At 41.0% G+C, this 20,352-nt stretch carries 18 protein-coding genes; 11 read left to right on the forward strand and 7 right to left on the reverse strand.

Annotation, left to right across the window (positions count from 1 at the left end):
* Positions 1 to 60 precede the first annotated feature (60 nt).
* On the reverse strand, positions 61 to 1,047 hold the full coding sequence (locus ACWXW9_RS04450) for an aldo/keto reductase (protein ID WP_494928449.1): 987 nt from the start codon (positions 1,045 to 1,047) through the stop codon (positions 61 to 63).
* 254 nt (positions 1,048 to 1,301) lie between these two features.
* Here ACWXW9_RS04450 and ACWXW9_RS04455 point away from each other — a divergent pair, with 254 nt between their 5' ends.
* The gene (locus tag ACWXW9_RS04455) at positions 1,302 to 2,009 is read left to right on the forward strand and encodes a phosphodiester glycosidase family protein (protein ID WP_494928450.1); all 708 of its coding nucleotides are present in this window, start codon (positions 1,302 to 1,304) and stop codon (positions 2,007 to 2,009) included.
* Positions 2,010 to 2,059: 50 nt separating this feature from the next.
* Here ACWXW9_RS04455 and ACWXW9_RS04460 read toward each other — a convergent pair whose 3' ends face one another.
* A complete protein-coding gene (locus ACWXW9_RS04460; RefSeq protein ID WP_494928451.1) occupies positions 2,060 to 2,548 on the reverse strand; it encodes a hypothetical protein in 489 nt (162 codons plus the stop codon).
* 119 nt (positions 2,549 to 2,667) lie between these two features.
* On the opposite strand from ACWXW9_RS04460, the gene ACWXW9_RS04465 reads away from it, so the two are divergent.
* Positions 2,668 to 3,852 (forward strand): RCC1 domain-containing protein, encoded by a 1,185-nt coding sequence (locus tag ACWXW9_RS04465; RefSeq protein WP_494928452.1) that lies wholly within the window; start codon positions 2,668 to 2,670, stop codon positions 3,850 to 3,852.
* 185 nt (positions 3,853 to 4,037) lie between these two features.
* Here ACWXW9_RS04465 and ACWXW9_RS04470 read toward each other — a convergent pair whose 3' ends face one another.
* Positions 4,038 to 4,667, reverse strand: coding sequence for a YfbR-like 5'-deoxynucleotidase (locus ACWXW9_RS04470; RefSeq protein WP_044646380.1), 630 nt, complete (start codon positions 4,665 to 4,667; stop codon positions 4,038 to 4,040).
* A 170-nt stretch (positions 4,668 to 4,837) separates the two neighbouring features.
* On the opposite strand from ACWXW9_RS04470, the gene ACWXW9_RS04475 reads away from it, so the two are divergent.
* The 5 genes from ACWXW9_RS04475 to ACWXW9_RS04495 all read left to right on the forward strand — a co-directional run bounded on the left by ACWXW9_RS04475 (position 4,838) and on the right by ACWXW9_RS04495 (position 9,899).
* On the forward strand, positions 4,838 to 5,533 hold the full coding sequence (locus ACWXW9_RS04475) for a response regulator transcription factor (RefSeq protein WP_494928523.1): 696 nt from the start codon (positions 4,838 to 4,840) through the stop codon (positions 5,531 to 5,533).
* On the forward strand, positions 5,526 to 6,530 hold the full coding sequence (locus ACWXW9_RS04480) for a sensor histidine kinase (protein WP_494928453.1): 1,005 nt from the start codon (positions 5,526 to 5,528) through the stop codon (positions 6,528 to 6,530). The genes ACWXW9_RS04475 and ACWXW9_RS04480 overlap by 8 nt, the downstream gene beginning before the upstream one ends.
* A 102-nt stretch (positions 6,531 to 6,632) precedes the next feature.
* Entirely contained in the window at positions 6,633 to 7,394 is a 762-nt protein-coding gene (locus ACWXW9_RS04485; RefSeq protein WP_494928454.1) for an ABC transporter ATP-binding protein, read from the forward strand.
* Positions 7,384 to 9,324: an FtsX-like permease family protein gene (locus ACWXW9_RS04490; protein ID WP_494928455.1), complete on the forward strand. Its 1,941-nt coding sequence runs from the start codon at positions 7,384 to 7,386 to the stop codon at positions 9,322 to 9,324. The genes ACWXW9_RS04485 and ACWXW9_RS04490 overlap by 11 nt, the downstream gene beginning before the upstream one ends.
* Positions 9,325 to 9,503: 179 nt before the next feature.
* Complete coding sequence (locus ACWXW9_RS04495) at positions 9,504 to 9,899, forward strand: hypothetical protein (RefSeq protein WP_494928456.1); 396 nt, start codon at positions 9,504 to 9,506, stop codon at positions 9,897 to 9,899.
* Between the two features lie 85 nt (positions 9,900 to 9,984).
* Here ACWXW9_RS04495 and ACWXW9_RS04500 read toward each other — a convergent pair whose 3' ends face one another.
* Both ACWXW9_RS04500 and ACWXW9_RS04505 read right to left on the reverse strand, forming a co-directional pair.
* Positions 9,985 to 10,293 carry an aldo/keto reductase gene (locus ACWXW9_RS04500; RefSeq protein WP_494928457.1) on the reverse strand — a complete coding sequence of 103 codons (309 nt, stop codon included), beginning with the start codon at positions 10,291 to 10,293 and terminating at the stop codon, positions 9,985 to 9,987.
* A gap of 63 nt (positions 10,294 to 10,356) precedes the next feature.
* Positions 10,357 to 11,316 (reverse strand): radical SAM protein, encoded by a 960-nt coding sequence (locus ACWXW9_RS04505; protein ID WP_494928458.1) that lies wholly within the window; start codon positions 11,314 to 11,316, stop codon positions 10,357 to 10,359.
* Between the two features lie 640 nt (positions 11,317 to 11,956).
* On the opposite strand from ACWXW9_RS04505, the gene ACWXW9_RS04510 reads away from it, so the two are divergent.
* From ACWXW9_RS04510 to ACWXW9_RS04520, 3 genes are all read left to right on the forward strand, one after another.
* On the forward strand, positions 11,957 to 15,142 hold the full coding sequence (locus ACWXW9_RS04510; RefSeq protein WP_494928459.1) for a pentapeptide repeat-containing protein: 3,186 nt from the start codon (positions 11,957 to 11,959) through the stop codon (positions 15,140 to 15,142).
* 326 nt (positions 15,143 to 15,468) lie between these two features.
* A complete protein-coding gene (locus ACWXW9_RS04515) occupies positions 15,469 to 15,945 on the forward strand; it encodes a DsrE/DsrF/DrsH-like family protein (protein WP_494928460.1) in 477 nt (158 codons plus the stop codon).
* Between the two features lie 133 nt (positions 15,946 to 16,078).
* Entirely contained in the window at positions 16,079 to 17,587 is a 1,509-nt protein-coding gene (locus ACWXW9_RS04520) for an aminotransferase class V-fold PLP-dependent enzyme (RefSeq protein ID WP_494928461.1), read from the forward strand.
* 208 nt (positions 17,588 to 17,795) lie between these two features.
* Here the strand turns inward: ACWXW9_RS04520 and ACWXW9_RS04525 are convergent, their stop codons facing one another.
* Positions 17,796 to 18,848, reverse strand: a complete 1,053-nt coding sequence (locus ACWXW9_RS04525; RefSeq protein ID WP_494928462.1) for an LLM class flavin-dependent oxidoreductase — start codon at positions 18,846 to 18,848, stop codon at positions 17,796 to 17,798.
* A gap of 247 nt (positions 18,849 to 19,095) precedes the next feature.
* On the opposite strand from ACWXW9_RS04525, the gene ACWXW9_RS04530 reads away from it, so the two are divergent.
* A complete protein-coding gene (locus ACWXW9_RS04530; RefSeq protein ID WP_494928463.1) occupies positions 19,096 to 19,851 on the forward strand; it encodes an AIM24 family protein in 756 nt (251 codons plus the stop codon).
* Positions 19,852 to 20,002: 151 nt separating this feature from the next.
* Here the strand turns inward: ACWXW9_RS04530 and ACWXW9_RS04535 are convergent, their stop codons facing one another.
* A complete protein-coding gene (locus tag ACWXW9_RS04535; RefSeq protein WP_494928524.1) occupies positions 20,003 to 20,344 on the reverse strand; it encodes a zinc ribbon domain-containing protein YjdM in 342 nt (113 codons plus the stop codon).
* Between the last annotated feature and the right edge of the window lie 8 nt (positions 20,345 to 20,352).

Below are 20,352 nucleotides of genomic sequence, written 5' to 3' on the forward strand. Positions count from 1 at the left end.
CAAAGCCGCCTTTCGCGCCGATCCGCGTTAAGGACGGCTTTTTGGGTTATAAAGTTGGAATTATTCGGCTTGCCAATTCGGCATCCGCTCTGCCGCATAACGAAGGCCAGCTGCCATCCCTTTGGGAATGATCGCATTAATATTTTCCATTTCCTCCGTAGATAAAGCGATATCGACTGCCCCCGCATTTTCCTCTAAATAAGTAACCCGCTTGGTGCCTGGAATCGGTACAATTCCCTCTTGCGCAAGCAGCCATGCCAAGGCCAGTTGAGAAGGCTTGACCCCTTTTTGAGCAGCGAGGTCCTTAATATGCTGTACGAGATCGAGATTTTTCTGGAAATTCTCAGGCTGAAAGCGTGGCACGGTGCGACGGAAATCATCTTCTGCAAAATCATCAAACTTCTGAATTTGCCCGCTCAAAAAGCCGCGTCCCAGCGGACTGTACGCTACAAATTCAATTCCCAGCTCCTTGCAAGCGGGTATAACCTCATCTTCAGCTTCCCGGCTCCATAAAGAGTATTCCGTTTGCAGGGCTGTGATCGGGTGAACCTTGTGAGCACGCCGAATGAGTGCAGGAGAAGCTTCGGACAGCCCCAAATAGCGGACTTTTCCCGCCTGAACCAAGTCACTCATCGCGCCGACCGTTTCCTCGATAGGTACATTCGGATCGACACGGTGCTGGTAGTACAAATCAATGACATCGACTCCCAGTCTTTGCAGGCTGCGGTCACATGCCTGTTTTACATATTCAGGACGGCCGTTGACACCCAAGAATGCCCCATCCTCTCCGCGCATAATGGAGAATTTCGTAGCCAATACCACCTCATCCCGGTGGCTTCGCAGAACTTCACTGATCAGTTTTTCATTTTCTCCCATACCATAGACATCCGCTGTATCCCAGAAGTTGATCCCCAGTTCCAACGCACGATGAAGCGTTTTGATCGACTCCTGATCATTCAACTCACCGTAATATTCGGACATTCCCATGCAGCCCAGACCCAGTGCAGATACTTGAAGATCACTTTTACCCAGTTGTTTCTTTTTCAATTTCCATCACTCCTATATCAAAAGAATGTCATCGGCCTTTCTAATCACCATCACGTTACATCCAGTATGTTACTACTTAAAGTTAACTTGAAGTCAAGCGTTGTCTCATTACACCCTAACACCCTATATCGAATATTTTTAGGAAAATGTGATTTCTGGGTTGTAAGAGACGGCTGTAAATTTCCTATATATATGAGAAACGAATTATCGCGCGAGATTCGGTTTCAAAATAATCCACCAGGAGGTTGCCCATAATGCCAGCAAACTACTCTTATACCAAAACGTCCGATGGTTTTCATGTGATCATTACGCCAGCTTCGAATATTCAAAATAAAAATATTAGAAGCCGGATCACACAGCAAACCGACTATGGGATTAATGGGGGCTTCTTTAACCCCATCAGCACAACAAAGCCGCCGACTGATTGCCTATCGATTGCGGTCACACCCAATAATACCCATGACAGCAAGGCGAATGCCAAAGGGAATAGCCGAGGTACAGCATTTATTTACACGGAGAGCAACAAAACAAAAATAGGTATTACCCGTGCTTCAAGTGTGACGGATCTCAAAAAACAAATGGGGACTTCGATTACGTATAAGTCTATTATTAGCGGCGGCAGCCTGTCGCTGAAGAAGGAGGAAGAAAAATGGCTTGAGGATTTAAAAGATATTGAAAAATTCGATTTGAATGGAACCTTGCGATACACCGATTCCACCGGGCGAACTGGCCTGGGCTTCAAAGTCGTTAATAATATTTGGCAGGTCTATCTGGTTGTTCATGAAAATGCGACTCTGAAACAGCTTCGCAATTATTTTATCAAACAGGATTGCTTTGAAGCCATTCTTCTTGATGGTGGAGGCTCGTCCGGTATTCAAGTTAAAAATTCTGCAGGTACCATGGTGAAGTATGAGCAAACACGTTATATCTACAACATGGTAAAGCTCATTAATATCACCTAGCCTTACGATGTGCTTCCGTATGAGTAAGGAGGCCTTACCAGCCTCCCTTATCATTCATCCAGCACGACGATTTCCAATGCCAGGAAAACAGGTGTTACAGGGTACACATAAGAGACTTCAATGGGTTCCCCCACCTGTAATTCTGCTGGATTGATTAATTGCCTGCGCTGCTCATCCAGCTGCTTATAAATATGTGTATCTGGAACAGATATATAGACGGATTGGATAGGCTTTTCAGTTGGATCATCACTTTTGGGTAGTCCTTTAGCAAATTGAACAGGCTGTTCAAATCGGATCAAATAGTCCATGGTGGGGGCAGCTAATGGTTGTTCTACTTCTTTTTCAATCTTTTCAATACTTTCGATTTTAGCACGCCCCGTGTATACCGTTGTGCTTTCCAGACGATCTAAATCAAAAATAGATTGAGCTACCGCTTCGTTAGATTCGTTAACCAGCCTAGCCGATTCTGTTTTAGAACATGCCGGCAATAATGCTGCTGCAAGCAAGGTAAGGGCAAGGGCAGAAACTCTATTTTTCATAAGTGATCCTCCCTAATCTGGTTTATAAAATACGATTCACTATTAAGACGCGGGCAGGAACAATTTGGTTGCTTTAGTCATGTATTATCTATTATATTTCGAAAGGTGTGTTTAGTAATATGTTAAAAAAACTAGGTTTCGCAGCTCTCGCCGCATCCACACTTCTGATGGGAAGTTCCATTACAGCAAGCGCTGATTCTACTGTAAATTACGATCATTTGCTCTCGGCAGGGACTACTAATGCTTTCCTGGCCATGGAAGATGGATTTTCATTTTATGCAACTGGAAGTAACAGTAATGGCAAACTCGGCGTAGGCGCTGGTGGAGGAAATAATAAAACAAGTCCGATGCAAGCGGCTGTATCTGATATCGGTATGATTGATGCTGGTGATTTGCATTCAACCTTGCTCAAAAAAGACGGAACCATCTGGTCCTGGGGTTTTGCAAGCTACGGGGAGCTGGGGACAGGAAATAAAAGGGATACGGCAAGAGAGCCAGTGAAAAACAAATATATTAATGATGTTAAGGAAGTGAGAGCAGGAGGTCAATTCACACTTGCCCTAAAAAATGACGGAACCGTGTGGGCCTACGGAGAAAACAACTTTGGCCAACTAGGCATTGGCACAAAAGGGGTTTCCGCCTTTTCCGTTAAGCCTGTCCAGGTACAAGGCTTGGAGGACATTGTAGCCATCGATGCTGGCGATAGCTTTGGTGCAGCTTTAGACAAAAATAATCAGCTATGGGTATGGGGAAAAGGTTATGATGGCGCACTGGGACAGGATGATAAAGAAAACCAGCTTACTCCTGTCCAATATCGAATTGATGATATCAAAACTTTTTCAGCCGGGTCTGACCGCATTTATGTATTGACCAACAGCGGAGAAGTATACGCTTCCGGTAGCAATACTTCTGGAAAGCTTGGGGATGGAACCTCGACTTTTAGACGATCACCCGTATTGATTAATATTTCTGATGTAAGTCGACTGAAAGCAGGCAAAACCCAAGCGTTCGCACTCAAAAATGACGGAACTCTGTGGGGATGGGGAACGAATAATGATGGGCAGGTAGGTGATGGAACTGATGTATTTTCTATTAAAGTCCCTACCCAAGTTGTAGATGAAATGAATACTCCACTTACTGATGTAGTAGCATTCAGTGCAGCAGGCAACCATTCGCACGCTTTGACAGCGGATGGAACGGTCTGGTCTTGGGGATATAACAAAAATGGCGAGCTTGGAATTGGTAATACCAAGCAACAAAATGCAGCTACTAAAACGAATTTCCCGAATCCTTTTTCGGAATAAAAAACATTTTCATATATTAAGAAAGTGTTCACGGACTATTCATGAAGAAAAGAGCAATAAGGGCAGTTTAATCACTGCCACTTATTGCTCTTTATTTTTATACGGGGGTGACTCCATTACTAAAAAAACATCATTATGTATGAACAGAAGCGCTTCTGTAGCTTCTGGACGGTTGGGAAATTCATTTACAAGGCTAAGGCTTCTTCCGTAATCTTTTTAATATCAATGGATGAAGGCGTTTCTTCCTTAACCATATCCGGCAAAATATGTTCCAGAAAATAATCAACACATTTTAATTGGATATTTTTGATTTTAACGAGCGCATTACGATACATGACTATAAATTCTTTTTCAGTATTTCCCCGCTGTAATTCGGCAAATGCTTCGTACACCTGATCCATCTTGTCAGCAACTTCAAGGATCAAACCTTCTACTGAATTGTCTTTGCCTTCTCGGAGCTGTTTGCGGAAAATGGCTTTGAACTCCTCCGGAATGTTCTCTTCAATAAAATACTCAATCATGCCTTCTTCGACCTGTTGGATTAATAACCGGAGTTCCTTGGAGGAATGCTTAACAGGCGTTTTTATGTCTCCAATAAAAATCTCCCCATAATCGTGGCTGCTTGTGATCTCGTAAAGCTTTTTCCAGTCAATGCTTACGCCGTTTCGCTCTTCAATATCAGCCAGCGTTTTGGCATACTGTACCACTTTCCATGAATGAGCAGATACGCTGTGTTCTTCAAATTTAAACTTGCCTGGACAGCGGATGATCCTTTCCAACTCGTTTAATGATCGAAAATACGTATGAATCCCCATACTTGCATCCATCCTTTAGTTTATATGATATTTGTGGATATAGATCCTACTATAGGGCTCAACTATTAACAGCAGATTAGCGCAGTATAAAGTAGAGGATTACACATATAGCATGCAAACCAATTTTGCTATACACTTTATATAAAAAAGTTAAAAGTGCGGTGAAATCGTTGTTTAAAATCTTGCTAATTGAAGATGATGAAACTTTATTTCATGAAGTTAAAGATAGATTAACTCAATGGGCCTATGATGTGTATGGCATCCAGGACTTTAGTAAGGTAATTCAGGAATTCACAACGATAAAGCCTGATCTGGTCGTGATTGATATTCAATTACCGAAATTTGATGGGTTTCATTGGTGTCGAATGATTCGATCCCGCTCTAATGTCCCTATCATCTTCTTATCATCACGTGATCACCCTACCGATATGGTGATGTCGATGCAGCTTGGAGCGGATGATTTTATCCAAAAACCGTTTCATTTTGATGTACTCATTGCAAAATTACAGGCGACACTTCGCCGCGTGTACAATTACAATACAGAACCTGTCTCTCTGAAAACATGGTGTGGAGCCACGGTCGATTACGAAAAAAATGTAGTTGCCAATAAGGCTGGCTCCATCGAATTAACCAAGAACGAAATTTTTATTTTAAAGCTTCTAATTGAGCAAAAAAACAAAATTGTCTCCCGGGAGGAATTAATTAAAAGCCTTTGGGATGATGAACGTTTTGTCAGCGACAATACCCTGACCGTCAACTTGAATCGCCTGCGAAAAAAACTGGATGAGCTGGATTTGGGTCGTTTCATTGAAACGAAGGTGGGGCAAGGCTACATGGCTACGGAAGAGGCACTTGCCTATGATTAAAAAATATCTTATGGAAAGGCGAAGCTGGATTCTACTTTTTGTATGTCAGCAATTCCTTATCCTGCTCATCGCTTATGTGGATGCAGCAATCCCGTTTATGCCGATCATTTATATTGTCTTCTTATCTATGATGATATTCTTGGGTTTTTTAATTATCCGCTACCCTAAAGAAACCAAATTCTATAAAACACTAGAAGAATGGGAAAGCCCTCTCGAATTAACGGGTATAGGGGAACCGGAGAGTCCATTTGAGCAAATCATTGAACAAAAAATCACTGACCAGACCGAACGATTACAACAAATCATCTCGCAAAATCAATTGACACTTGAACACGAAAAAGATGAACTATTATCCTGGATTCATGAGGTAAAAACACCTTTGACCGCCATGCATTTGATGATTGAGCGATTGAACGATAAATCCCTAAAGGCTCAACTAACTTATGAATGGTTACGAATTCACTTACTACTGGACCAGCAGCTCCACCAAAAACGCATATCATGTATTGAAAATGATTTGTATGTAGAACATGTGAATTTAAAATCTCTGGTTTTTAAAGAGATTAAAACATTACAATCATGGTGCATCCAAAAAGGGATCGGTTTTGATATCCAATTGGAGCACATGGAAGTGCTGAGTGATGCCAAATGGCTTACTTTTATCGTTAGGCAGCTCTTAACCAATGCCATCAAATATAGCGATGCCAGTGATATTATCATTCACAGCTATGAGCAAAAGGATCGAATACAGCTTGAGGTCCAAGACTTTGGGCGCGGTATTGATCCGAAGGATATACCCCGTATCTTCGAGAAAGGTTTTACATCCACGACCCAACATTCTGATCATACTTCAACGGGCATGGGGTTATATTTAACGAAAAAGGCAGCAACGCCTTTGCTCATACATATAGATGTGCATTCCAAACCGGACGCCGGTACAACCTTTACTTTAATTTTTCCCAAACAAAATGATTTCGTGAGTATGGTGAGCATGTGACAGAGATGTCACATGCTTTTATGTATTGTTCGCTCAATCAAAGGAAAAGCAGCATCCCTATTTTTATAATAAAGTTACAAGAACAAAAAGGAGTGCGTCGAGGTGAATATTTTAGAAGCAAATAAAATTCATAAGAGCTACGGCAACAAACTAAATATTCAAGAGGTATTAAAAGGAATTGATATCCATATTGAAGAAGGGGAATTTGTCAGTATTATGGGAGCCTCCGGTTCAGGTAAAACCACTCTGCTCAATGTCCTTTCCTCCATTGATAAGGTAAGCCACGGGTCCATCAAAATTAAAGACATCGAAATGACGAAAATGAAGGAGAAGCAACTGGCTGAATTCCGCAAAAAACATCTGGGCTTTATTTTTCAAGAGTATAACCTGCTGGATACGCTAACCGTGAAGGAGAACATTCTTTTACCCTTATCCATCACCAAAACGCCTAAAAAAGAAGCAAACCGAAGATTTCAGGAAGTAGCTACAGAACTGGGAATTTATGAACTGAAAGATAAGTACCCCAATGAAATTTCGGGCGGACAAAAACAGCGTACATCTGCGGCTAGAGCCTTTATTCATGAGCCCAGTATTATTTTTGCTGATGAACCTACGGGTGCGCTGGATTCCAAATCAGCTTCCGATTTATTGAACAAGCTGGGCCAGTTAAACCAGAAGCGCAAGGCAACCATCATTATGGTCACGCACGACCCCGTCGCTGCCAGTCATTGCAGTAGAGTCATTTTTATTAAAGATGGACAAATGTATACACAGCTTCATAAAGGTGAACAAGAAAGACAAAGCTTCTTCCAAGATATCATGAGAACCCAAGGGGTCTTAGGTGGGGTCCAATATGAATATTAATCAACTCATCCTGAAAAATTTGAAAAAAAACCTGAAAAATTATTACCTTTATGTCTTTGCTTTAATTTTCAGTGTCGCGCTCTATTTCGCTTTTGTCACATTACAATACGATCCCTCTATGGACGAAGTGAAGGGCTCTGTTAAGGGTGCAGCTTCCATACGTGCAGCATCCGTCCTGCTGGTTGCCATTGTCTGCATTTTCCTCTTATATGCTAATAATATTTTCATCAAAAGACGAAGCAAAGAAATTGGCTTATTTCAATTAATCGGCATGACCAAAAATAAAATCTTTCGCATTCTGAGTGCTGAAAACTTAATTCTATACTTGGGTTCCTTATTCATTGGCATTATGGTTGGATTTTCCTTTTCCAAATTAGTGATCATGATTTTATTTAAGACGACGGGCGTCGAAGCCATTGCCACTCTATATTTCTCTAACCAGGCACTTATTCAAACACTCATCATTTTTTGTATCATCTACCTGTTGATCATGGTCATGAATTATTCCTTTATTAAAAGACAGAGTATTTTGTCTTTGTTCAGAGTGACCTCAACCACCGAAGGGAAAATCAAGAAAATATCTATCTTTGAGATGATCATTGGGATCATTGGGGTTTCATTCATCGCTTTAGGATACTATGTTTCTTCCAAATTGTTTGGTGGAGACTTTACATCCATGAATGAATTATTTATGGCTATGGTGTTTATTTTAGGCTCTGTCATCATCGGAACACTTCTTTTTTATAAAGGATCCATCCGCTTTATTTCAAATATCATCAGAAAAAGTAAAGGCGGCTATTTAAACATTAATGAGGTGCTGTCTCTCTCATCCATTATGTTCCGCATGAAATCCAATGCTTTGTTGTTGACCATTATTACAACAGTATCAGCACTTGCCATCGGTTTACTCTCCTTAAGCTATATCGCCTATTATTCTGCGGATAAAGCAGCTGAGGACAATGTACCTTCCCATTTTGCAATGACGAATGTACCGGATGCGGAGAAATTCAAAACGTTACTTCAGGAGCATGACATACAGTATCGTGAAAAGAAAATTGAAGTCATTCAAGTCAGTGTGAACACAGCGCAAATTATGGAGACTCCTCTGGAAGGACTAAATCGCAATGCGAATTCCATGACGCTGCCTGTCATAAGCGATCAATTCGTGGAAGGGACGGATGTATCTCCAGATCAAACGATTTTAACGGGCTATAATGATCTGTTACAGAAATTTATGTCCTTGAAAAGCTTTGGCCCATTGGATTTGAAGGGGAAAAAGGAAGTCATACATCAACAATATTTGGGTCTAAAAAAGGAATATGTTATTCCCTACTATTTTACAGCCGGGGGACTTCCTACGGCGATTGTAGACGAAACTGTATTTGATCGGCTAAAGAAGGATATCAATCCTGTAATTCAAAAGAAATCGTCCTTATATATCGGAATTGATATGATTGACGAAGAACAGATCAAAGAAGCCGATCGCCTTTTTAAAGCCGCCAACTTTAGTGGGCAACAAACATCACGCCTTGAAATGAGCAGCAATCAGAAGAGAAACATGGGGGTGATCATGTTTGTAGTTGGATTTTTAGGACTCACCTTTCTTATTACATCAGGCTGTATCCTTTATTTTAAGCAAATGGATGAGAGCGAAGACGAAAAAGCGAATTATACGGTGTTGAGAAAGTTAGGGTTCACACAAGGGGACCTGCTTAGAGGCATTAAAATAAAACAACTCTTTAACTTCGGCATCCCATTAGTGATTGGCCTTTCACATAGCTATTTCGCCGTCCAATCCGGCTGGTTCTTGTTTGGAACCGAAATTTGGATGCCTATGATCATCGTTATGGTACTATACACCGCCTTATATTCCATTTTCGGGATACTATCCATCCTTTATTATAAAAAAGTCATTAAATCAGCATTATAATCGGTCAAAAGCTCCAGGCGAAAGCACTGGGGCTTTTTCCAAATATTTGAGCATCTTCGTTCCTGCGTGTACAATAAAATGACTATCATCGTTACCCCAAAGGGGGAGAGCTTATTTTATTATTACTCATCAATGGCATCAGCATCGTAGCCAATATCATCCTCGGTTCCTCTGTAGGGGTGGCTATTATCGTAGGAATCGTCTTTTTCCTGATTGGTTTACCTGAGTTTAAAAAATCGCCAAAGCTCACAAAAGAGGCTGTCAAAGATATCATCTATATTTTTTTGACCCTGTTGATTCTTCTTATATTTGTAGTCATCATTTCCTGGAATATCCGTACTTCAAGTGTCTTGAGTTTTTCCGGTCCGCTCACATCAGAAATGCAGTTTTACTGGGGGAGAAAAGTATTAATCATAGGTTTGTTGGAGGCCGCATGGTTCTTCATAAGTATAAAATGGTTGTTACCTATGGTTTTCGATCGGGTTGATCTCAGTAAGAAACAATCCATTTTTGTGATCAGCGGCATTTTATTAAGTGAGATTTCAGGTATTTATGCCATGCTAGGAGCAAGTTAAAAGAACCCCGCACTTCCTGTCTGTGACAGAGAAGCGTGAGGCTTTATCCGTGGGAATATTCCCTTTCCAAGAACAGTATACATGCTTAACGCAAAGGCTCAAATCCTTCTACTTGCTTCAGAATCCGCTCAATTTCCGCGCATGTCTCCGGTTGCAGCGTCACTTCGACTGCTTTTACATTTTCTTCGATTTGTATCGGTTTAGTGGCCCCAATGAGTGCAGCGCTGATACCCGGTTCTCTCAGAATCCAGGCAAGCGCGAGCTGTGACAGGGTGACACCCAAATCCTTCGCCAGCTTATCCAGCTCCTGGACACAATTTAGAACGGTATCGTTCATGTAACTGCTGGTGACATTATTGACGGAGGCATCAGCCCCGCGGCTGTGCTGTAACATCCCTGCTATTTAGCAATAGCCGCTTTTAAGGGCAACCACTCCGTTATTTACATCTTTCCTCTCTCAGACCCCATTCGGAAAAAGCGCATCGTATGCAGGACAAGGCAGTTTGTCGAGAAAATCCTGAAGCTGCTTGGGTTTATGGGTGTAAATGTCTTTTAGAGAGGTTCCGTTGTAAATGTTGCCGATGACAACGGGGTGGCACAGTTCACAAATCAGAATATCACCATTCCCGTGAAGATGAAGCTGCTTTTTACCATCCACGCAGTTTGAAAAGTAAACACCCGGCTGCTCCTTGAAGCCCAGTGCTTCTGCAAAACGATCCATACAGGTGAAATACAGCACGGTGTCTTCCTTTTTATGTGCGATCAAGTCATGAACGGAACGGACGAGTGCTTCCTTGGTGGAGATAGCGTTCCAGTTGGTATGATCCATCACAATGCTGTTCTGGATTTCATGAATTCGTACACCGAGTTCATATACTTTCTCGCTGATTGCCGGCATGTTGTTCTGCGTCTCGGCGAATAACAAAGTCTCCAGCACCGTTTCCAGCTTGGCTTCGGTACATAACCGAATATTCTGGGCGATTGTCTCATACATGCGTGGATGAACATGATAATATGCCGCGTATTTTTCGGGGTCCGTGAAGTTGAAGGAGATATGGATGTTGGAAAGTCCCGCGTCACGCAACCTCTCAATCCGTTCAGGACTGAGCAAGCTGGCATTAGTGTTGAGCTGGGTAGCGATTCCCTTGCTCGAACAGTGAGCCACAATGTCCAGACAATCCTGATACTTCAAGGTCACCTCTCCCCCGGACAGCCGCACGCGCTTTAAGGTGGGAATTTCATCAATGATGCGTATCACTTCTTTACTGCTGATGCATTGTCCATCATTACGCCGGTATGCGCAGCAATAATCGCATTTGAAATTACAATTGGAGGTGACTCCAACTTCCAGCCCCTCCAACTCGTAGATACCCGGCTTTTCCAGTTCAAGCGATTTATATTTATTCTCTGTAGTCACTTCCATGACCCTCCCGATCTCAGGCTTGTGTCTTGAATTCCCTTGAGATTATACAGAATCAGGATGGCTTGGAGATATGACTTTGGTAACGGTTGGCGGTAGCAAGTTGTGTTGGCCTTGTCGCTGGGCTTTATCTATATAGCGTAAGGAGCGGGTTATCGAAAAAAAGTAATATTTAGAAGATAGTAGTTTATATCAGCAAATAATTTCATCAGCGAGTATATTACACCAGCAGTTCAGGAAAAATTTTTATGCACACTGCGTTTTTTATAATTTCAGAACAATAGCCCAATGTTCAAGTACTTCTTGATACAGCAGAAAAGTACCTTGATCGGTCAATCCATTTTGTACATCTGATAAACTATTATCCGTTACTTGATCCGAATCTATCTCCGTTATTTTCTATTACTTGTAATATAAAAATTAACAGCATTGTTTACTTGGGAATGGAGATAAGTACAAATATTCTACTGGGGATTGTAGTTACCCTACTTATTGGGTTATCTAGCACCCAAGATATTGTTGTATAATTCCTAACTTCATTGCACTATATTCACACTTAATTTAGCCTAATAAAGCAGGGGGATTCAAAAAAATGTCGAATTTAAACTATAAAAATATATTTTAGGAGAGAATTATTATGGTAGCGACATGGACAAAAAGTAAACTTAACGATATTAAAGATACAATACCATTGATTTCTAAAATGGCTATTGAAAATCTTAAAGATAGTTTTAATGAGAATGGACAGTCGATGTTCAATAATCTAAATGGTATCTTAGGGATCGCGGTAAAATTATTAGGTCGACAACTTATTGATAAATATTTCGATGAACTATCAGAAGATAAGTTGCATAATTTCGGTATTGGAATCTATTTTACGACAGCATGTGAACAAGCTGAAGAGTCCTTAAATAATATTGAAAGTATCAGTTTGGATCTTTTAACACGCAAAGCAATAATTGAACGTTTCGAGGAAATTTTAAAAGAAAAACAGGAGTCAATTTATAATTCAAACCTTATACTGCACTTTACTCCTAATAAACATCCGGCAGTCTCTATTGTGCGTACTGTTTGCGAATCATTATTGCTTGAGTATATTAATGAACCGAATAAAGCTAAAATAGTTGACTGCTTCACAAAAGATTTCAACGAAAATATAGGCCACAAGATTGTTTTAGCATTTGGGGATGACTATGAGAAACATATAGGAGAAGTAGATGAGAAATGGACCAAAAGTAAAGAAGGAAAGATCTTAAATGACATGTTAGAGTTAAATAGAATTGGTTTTGCCGAATATGAAGACTTAAAATATCAACAAACCTATGCGTATTGGAATAAAGTTAGTGAATATAGAAATTCGTCAGAAAATAAAACGGATATTGAAGAATTTGAGGAAAACCTATCACCTATAGATGAGTTAATAGAAACTTTTTTCAATAGGGGGAGTGACACAATTGAAAAAGCATTATTCATCTTAGCTGATTTTGGAAAAGGAAAATCCGTATATTTAAAGCAAAAGGCTTCTACGCTTGCTAGACAATATGAACAGCGTGGAGAAGGCTTTATTCCAATTTACTTTAATTTGAGAGACTTTGATAAATATGATCAAAATAGTAGTTTTGGAGTTATTAGTGATTTTCTTGGAAAGAAATATGGGGTTGATGTGCAAGACAGCGACTTTCAAACCAAGGAATATTTCTATTTAATCGACTCATTAGATGAATGTGGAAACTTAACCGAAGAAAAAATCGATAAGGTTATTACTTCAATAAAAAAAATACAGAATATTAACGTAAAAAAGTGTAGACAGAACCGTATAGCCGTTGCCTCCCGTCCTATTGAACATGGGTTGCTTAAACATTTAAATAACAATGAGCCCTTCATTATAAAAAATGGAGATAACCGTCCGATTAATCATTATATATCTATTTATGGTTTTAAAAAGGAGCAATTTAATAACTCAATTACAGATTCACTGAAAAGAGCACTGCCTCTAGATTCAGAAAGTTTCAGTGGTATATCCAAGAAAATAATCGAGGGAATTAATAATTCACAAGTGATTAATATTCATGAAGAATTCACTAGTATTAATTTGCTAACATATAGCGAATTAAGGAGACCTATCTTTTCCTATATGATATACAAACTAATCATTAATAAGGCAGATCTATCCTCTTCAAATAAAGTAGGTGTATATCTTTCTTTCATTAATGTCTTAACAAAAGAGGCTAAGTATATCGACTCACTAAAAGAAGTAAACCTGAAAGATGAGTATAAATTCAGGAATATTTTACACGCAACCTCCGCTTTATGGATGTATGAAACGTATAGAAGTAATCAAGGCTTCTTAAAAAAGCATGATATAAGTAATACTATAGAAGGTTCTATAATCGACAAGACAGATACAAACAAAATGACAAAGTATAAAGACATAGAGAACGTCGAGTTCTTGGCCCAATCTTATTTTGGACAGAAGGGGGATACCTTTTATTTCCAGCATCAATCTTTTGCTGAGATATTACTTGCAGAGTACTATTTAAAATTATTTATTCATTATGCATTAGATGAATCCTCCGCCCCTGATGATATTAGAATACGTCTATTGTTAGGAAACCCTACAGAACAGACAATCGATTTTTTTGTAGGAATGCTTTTACTTTTAAAAGAAAGTGTTTCAGAGAATGATATCAATCCTAGCAAGGTAGTAATCCAAAAAAGAAAGCTGTTATTCCCAATGCTTGCCTCTCTATCTACAGCAGATTTTAGTAAAGGTTTATTCAGTCACTATCTTAAGCTCAAATGGTTTGATAATTATCCGATTAGTAACAATACCATTGAGCCACCTTTAGAGTTATTGGAAAATTGGATTATTACAAATGAAGTAATTAATAAAATAGTCAACCTAGCTCGTGATATTATTGAATCAAAATCTAAATATTTATTAACAACGGTAAGTTCTCATTACACCTCACTGTACAATAATGAAATAATCCAAATCAATGATGAGATATCTCATATTCCACCGGATATAGATCGCTGGATAGCATTCTTAGTCGGTAATAGTTTGCATAATATCGATAAAGAAAGGAGATTTTTCACAAGTACTATAGGTGACACTAAGATTGTCTTTGATATGTTGAAGAATTGGCATCATTTCTCCGAGACTGCCTCTCCTGAATGGGGAAAAAAACTATTTCGTGGACTTATAATGCCGAAGAGCAATTTTGAATATGAAAATTTGCACCCATTCTTTTTCAGCCATAACCTTAAATACACATTAAAGGGTCTAAATTTAAGAGATATGGATTTTTCTTTCTCTGACATGAGTAATATCTCTTTAGAACATTGTGATCTTATAAGATGCTCTTTTGCTAACACTAAGCTTTCATATGTCTATTTCTATAGCTCGAGTTTTTCAGGGGCATCATTTAAGAATGCGGACTTTAAAAATGTAACTATTAGTATTTGTACATTGTGGGATGTAAATCTCTATGGTATTAGCATAGATACGTTATCATTAGAACTATGCGAAATAGCCCAAGGCGTTCTTTTACCTAAGCCTTTGAGCGAAATTCTAAAAAATTCCATTAATGGATTGTCCGATTTTGGAGGTAAATCCTATATAGGGAATTCTTTCAAAAATAAAAAAACAATAACTTCTATTTTTAATGTTTTAGAGCCCTTAATTAGAGTAGCAACAAACAAAAAAACTTTAGATTATAACGAAATTAAAAAATGGTTTATATTTGAACTTAAAGATGATAGAGATTACTTCACCAAACTTCTACATCGTAAAATTAGAATAAAAGATAACTCTTTATAAAAAGACACTATTATTTAACTCCAACCTTTTTGTAATTTTCCCAATCAGTATAGATATCTTGGTAAAGGACTTGTATTTAAAGAAAATCACGTTTTCATACGTTCTATTCTTTCAATGCGAATGACAGGTTTTACTGAAACCGAATGATCACCATATCCGTATGTTGTTTTCCTTCGCATTGGGTGGAATAAAGATTTCAACACTATAATCAGTACTCTTCCTTACCAAACACGCATCCCATAATTGTGAGCGATATGTGAACTGGGCATACTTCTCATTTCCAAATCCATACTGAATATATCTGTTGGTAATGGAGGCGGAAGGTAGTGGACAAAAAGATGAACCTGCTCATGTTCAGCGGGGATTACGATAAGGCGATGGCTGGACTGATTTTGGCGAATACGGCTCGGGAATTGGACGTGGACGTGACGATGTTTTTTGCGTTCTGGGGACTATTTCTGGTTCGTGATCCTGATAAAATGACGCTTGAGGACAAGACGATTTATGAAAAAATCATGGGTTGGATGACTCCAAAAGGACCTGAGCAGCTACCGTTGTCCAAAATGAATTTTAGCGGTCTGGGCAAGCTGATGCTGACGGAAATGATCGAAGATAACGAAGCCCCGAAACTGATTCACTTTTTGAAGGGGGCACGGAAAAAGAACGTCAAATTTTATGCCTGCAAGCTTTCCGTGGACATTATGGGTTTTAAACCGGAAGAATTTATACCTGAACTGGAAATTATCGAGGCCAAGACATATCTCAGGGATGCGCTCGAATCCGATATGCAGCTGTTCATATAAGATGTACCCATGCCTTGTCCGGCTTTCGGATGAGGCTTTATTTTGTCAAAATGATGACATTCGCCTATTTTTTTAACCCATTCGCGTCTTCCTACGTACCCTAAGAAGACAGAACCACATGGGAGGCGCCCGTATGCTCAAGGCTCGGATCGGAAGCAACAATAGTGCATATCAGCCTTCTGGCGAGGCTTATTTCGCACGGTATCGGGAAGGTACGATTGGATATCGTCAAACCTTTGAATCTCCATACGGACCAAAAAAGCTGGTGTATGCGGATTGGGCAGCCAGCGGTCGTCTGTATGGACCTATTGAGTCCAAAATAACTAACCATTTCGGTCCTTTTGTGGCGAATACCCATACGGAGTCTAATTTGACAGGTACCCTGATGACCCAAGCCTACGAAGAGGCAAAGCGAATCATTAAGAACCACGTTCATGCCAACGAACAAGACATCATTCTGTTTGCCGGGTCCGGTATGACAGGGGCAATAAATAAGCTTCAACGCATGCTGGGATTGAAAATACATGAAAAATTAAAGCATCATTACCCTATCGCTGAAAAAGAACGTCCCGTTATTTTTGTCACACATATGGAGCATCACTCGAATCATATCTCCTGGGCTGAAACGATTGGAGACGTCGTGTGCATTCCTCCCGGTCCCGGTGGTACCGTTGATCCGGCAAATCTGGAACGTTTGCTGCTTCAATTCCGTCATCGCCCTATCAAGATCGGCGCTTTTACAGCCTGTTCCAATGTTACGGGGTTTGAGCCGCCGATTTATCAACTGTCCCGCAAAATGCATGAGCATGGCGGGGTGTGTTTCATTGATTTTTCTGCAAACGCTCCTTATGCCGCGATCAACATGCATCCCGCAGAGCCGCTTGAAAGATTGGATGCTATTGTATTTTCTCCCCACAAATTTCTCGGTGGCCCCGGAACAAGCGGTGTTCTCATTATGGATTCGAAACTAAGCCTCAACCATGCCCCGGACCAGCCTGGAGGCGGTACGGTAAGCTGGACCAATCCTTGGGGCGGGTACGAATATAAAGACAATATCGAAGCACGCGAGGATGGGGGGACTCCTGCTTTTCTACAGGCCATACGAACGGCACTTTGCATTCAACTGAAAGAACAGATGGGCCAAAACCGCATTTTGGAGCGTGAAAAGGAGTTAACGTCATTATTGTTAAAAGGGTTGGAAGTAATACCACACTTGCACGTTTTAGGTGGAAGAAGCCAAGAACGACTCGGGATCGTTTCTTTCGTTGTCGACCATATCCACTACAATCTGATCGTAAAATTACTGAATGATCGGTTCGGAATCCAGGTCCGCGGCGGTTGCTCCTGTGCAGGAACGTATGGACACTATTTGTTGGGCATCGACCAACAAACCTCTAATGAGATGTCAGACCTCATCCATGCGGGAGACCTGTCGAGAAAACCCGGCTGGGTGCGCCTGTCCCTTCATCCCATGATGACCCATCAGGAAGTCTCCTATCTTACCTCTTCCATACGAGCGGTTGTGGAAAATATCATAGCGTGGCAAAAGGATTATACGTATCAGCCCGAATCCAACGAGTGGCGGTACAGGTATGAGCATAAAAAAATAGACATCAGCAAATGGTTCAATTTCAGCGATTAAGAAACCTTTGTCCACTCCTTACTTTCAAAATTCTCATACTATACACAGTAGATTAATATAAGCTGAAAAAGGGCGCACCTGTAACCCTCAATCGCAGATCATTTCCTGCTCAGCTTATATACATTATTCTTGAACTAAAAGAAAGGAGCCACCTTATATCAAGGGCCTGCTCCTTTCTTTTATAACTATACTATTAGCTGAAAAACGTTTATTTACTCTCGGCTTCCCATTTGGATATTTCCTCGCGAACCCGCGGAGCTACCTCTGTTCCCAATAGCTCAATGGCTCTCATGACATCCTCGTGCGGCATCGTACCTACAGGTACGTGCAACAGAAAGCGTGTAATGCCTACCTGCTTGCGCAGGTGAATGATTTTCTTGGCAACCGTATCGGGATCGCCTACATACAGCGCCCCTTCAAAGCTACGCGCGGCATCAAAGCTGGAACGGGTGTAAGGACCCCATCCACGCTCACGCCCAAGCACATTCATACTCTGCTGGGTGGAAGGGAAAAACTTTTCCGCTGCAAGCTCGGTACTTTCCGCGATAAAACCATGTGAGTGTGATGCAACCGGAAGTAATAATGCATCGTGCCCTGCGTGCGCAGCCGCTTTTTTATACAGCTCCACAAGCGGCGCAAACTGCACAGGACTACCGCCAATAATCGCCAGAACCAATGGTAACCCGAGCAAGCCCGCGCGAACCACGGATTCCTGATTCCCTCCGCTACCAATCCATACGGGCAACGGATTTTGAACCGGACGTGGATATACGCCCAGATTATTGATCGCAGGCCGATGTCCACCTTTCCAGGTGACTTTTTCAGAATCGCGTATTTTCAACAACAGTTCGAGTTTTTCATCAAACAGTTCGTCATAGTTATCTAAATCATAGCCAAACAGCGGGAAGGATTCGATAAAAGAACCCCGGCCTGCCATGATTTCAGCTCGTCCATTCGAGATGCCGTCCAGCGTAGCAAAATCCTGAAATACACGTACCGGATCATCCGAGGAAAGCACTGTGACCGCGCTGGTCAGCCGAATCCGCTGGGTCTGCGAAGCAGCAGCAGCTAGTATTACCGCAGGAGCAGATGCCGCATAATCTTTACGATGATGCTCTCCCACGCCATATACATCCAGCCCTACCCGATCTGCAAGCACAATCTCCTCGACAACTTCACGTATTCGTTGCGCATGACTGATGACCTCACCCGTTTGTGTATCCGGCGTTGTTTCTACAAATGTGCTGATACCTATCTCCACTTGCCCTACCCCCTACTTCAATGTCTCGTTCCCATCGGCTGCTTGTAAGCAAACCATTTTAAAAACCGATATCTTTATTTTGAACTTTTTTTATAACTTTTTCAAGCTCTGCTTTCTAAATATGGAACCGGCTTAAGAGAACCTGAGGATTTTCCGCAGGAAACGATATCTTTCTGTCGAATATTTTATGGAATAAAAGAGATTTCAATCTTCACAGCGTGAATACAACAAGGGGGCTCATACATCCATGGCTTTTGTCATCAATAACCTAAAAGATAACAGCAATGTTGCCATCGCAGACCAATTAGGTGGATTTACCGTATTGGAATACATATCGGATTTAAGCTGCACTTCGGTTGCGGCTGCGGAAGCCAATTACTATATGAGCAAAAGTAACATGCGCCGCAAGCAGCTCATGATCGAAATCAACAATAGTGAAATCATGATGAAGGCGGGCGCCATGCAATATACGGTGGGCAGTATGGAGATGACTACCGGCGTAAAAGGCGTAGGGGGCTTAATGCGCAATTTGGTGTCCGGTGCTGTAACGGGAACAAGTGCCATCAAACCTCTCTATAAAGGCACAGGTACGATTATGCTGGAACCTACTTATAGTTACATTTGGCTCATTGATGTCGATAATGATCACATTGCCATCGAAGACGGCTTATTTTTAGCTTGTGAAACTACGCTGGACATATCCGTTGTTGCCCGTAGCAACCTTTCCTCGGCCGCTCTGGGTGGAGAAGGATTATTTAATTTAAGCGCTCGGGGAAAAGGAGTTCTTGCCCTGCAAGCGCCTATCCCTTCAGAGGAAGCCGTCGTAGTTGAATTGCAAAATGATGTGCTAAAAGTGGACGGCAATTTTGCCCTCATGTGGTCCAATACCTTACAGTTTACCGTCGAGAAATCTGGAAAAACCAAACTGGGCTCTGCCGCTTCCGGCGAAGGGCTGGTCAATGTGTACAGGGGAACCGGAACCGTTTGGCTAGCACCGTTATAACGAAGCACTTGCCAAGGAGAAGCGTCTAGCTTCTCCTTTTCTTAATCCTCATTGAACTGAAAAGGGTGAAAATATAAAGAAAAACCCCTCTTATATCAAAGGGTTTTTCCAGTACAAACTCCAAACTCGTTGGGTTGCATTAACATAGCTTTTAGTTCTTTTTCACAAACTCGGATTTTAATTTCATCGCTCCGAAGCCATCAATTTTGCAATCAATATCATGATCGCCTTCCACCAGACGGATATTCTTTACTTTTGTGCCGATTTTCAGGACGGATGAGCTTCCTTTGACTTTAAGGTCTTTAATGACGGTTACAGAATCACCGTCCTGCAGAACGTTACCATTGGCATCTTTGATGACTTTTACATCTTCGTTATTTGCTGCTTCTGAATTGGAAGACCACTCATGAGCGCATTCCGGGCAAATGAAAAGACTCCGATCCTCGTACGTGTATTCTGAGTTACATTCCGGGCAATTTGGCAAATTAGACATAATCGTAT

The organism is Paenibacillus sp. LT-B23 (genome assembly GCF_059417685.1).

Excerpts from the sequence above, each read along its gene's own strand:
- ACWXW9_RS04455 (WP_494928450.1), top strand. The coding sequence starts at position 1,302 with ATGCCAGCAAACTACTCTTATACCAAAACGTCCGATGGTTTTCATGTG.
- ACWXW9_RS04460 (WP_494928451.1), bottom strand. The coding sequence starts at position 2,548 with ATGAAAAATAGAGTTTCTGCCCTTGCCCTTACCTTGCTTGCAGCAGCA.
- ACWXW9_RS04465 (WP_494928452.1), top strand. The coding sequence starts at position 2,668 with ATGTTAAAAAAACTAGGTTTCGCAGCTCTCGCCGCATCCACACTTCTG.
- ACWXW9_RS04470 (WP_044646380.1), bottom strand. The coding sequence starts at position 4,667 with ATGGGGATTCATACGTATTTTCGATCATTAAACGAGTTGGAAAGGATC.
- ACWXW9_RS04480 (WP_494928453.1), top strand. The coding sequence starts at position 5,526 with ATGATTAAAAAATATCTTATGGAAAGGCGAAGCTGGATTCTACTTTTT.
- ACWXW9_RS04490 (WP_494928455.1), top strand. The coding sequence starts at position 7,384 with ATGAATATTAATCAACTCATCCTGAAAAATTTGAAAAAAAACCTGAAA.
- ACWXW9_RS04500 (WP_494928457.1), bottom strand. The coding sequence starts at position 10,293 with ATGTTACAGCACAGCCGCGGGGCTGATGCCTCCGTCAATAATGTCACC.
- ACWXW9_RS04510 (WP_494928459.1), top strand. The coding sequence starts at position 11,957 with ATGGTAGCGACATGGACAAAAAGTAAACTTAACGATATTAAAGATACA.
- ACWXW9_RS04520 (WP_494928461.1), top strand. The coding sequence starts at position 16,079 with ATGCTCAAGGCTCGGATCGGAAGCAACAATAGTGCATATCAGCCTTCT.
- ACWXW9_RS04530 (WP_494928463.1), top strand. The coding sequence starts at position 19,096 with ATGGCTTTTGTCATCAATAACCTAAAAGATAACAGCAATGTTGCCATC.
- ACWXW9_RS04535 (WP_494928524.1), bottom strand. The coding sequence starts at position 20,344 with ATGTCTAATTTGCCAAATTGCCCGGAATGTAACTCAGAATACACGTAC.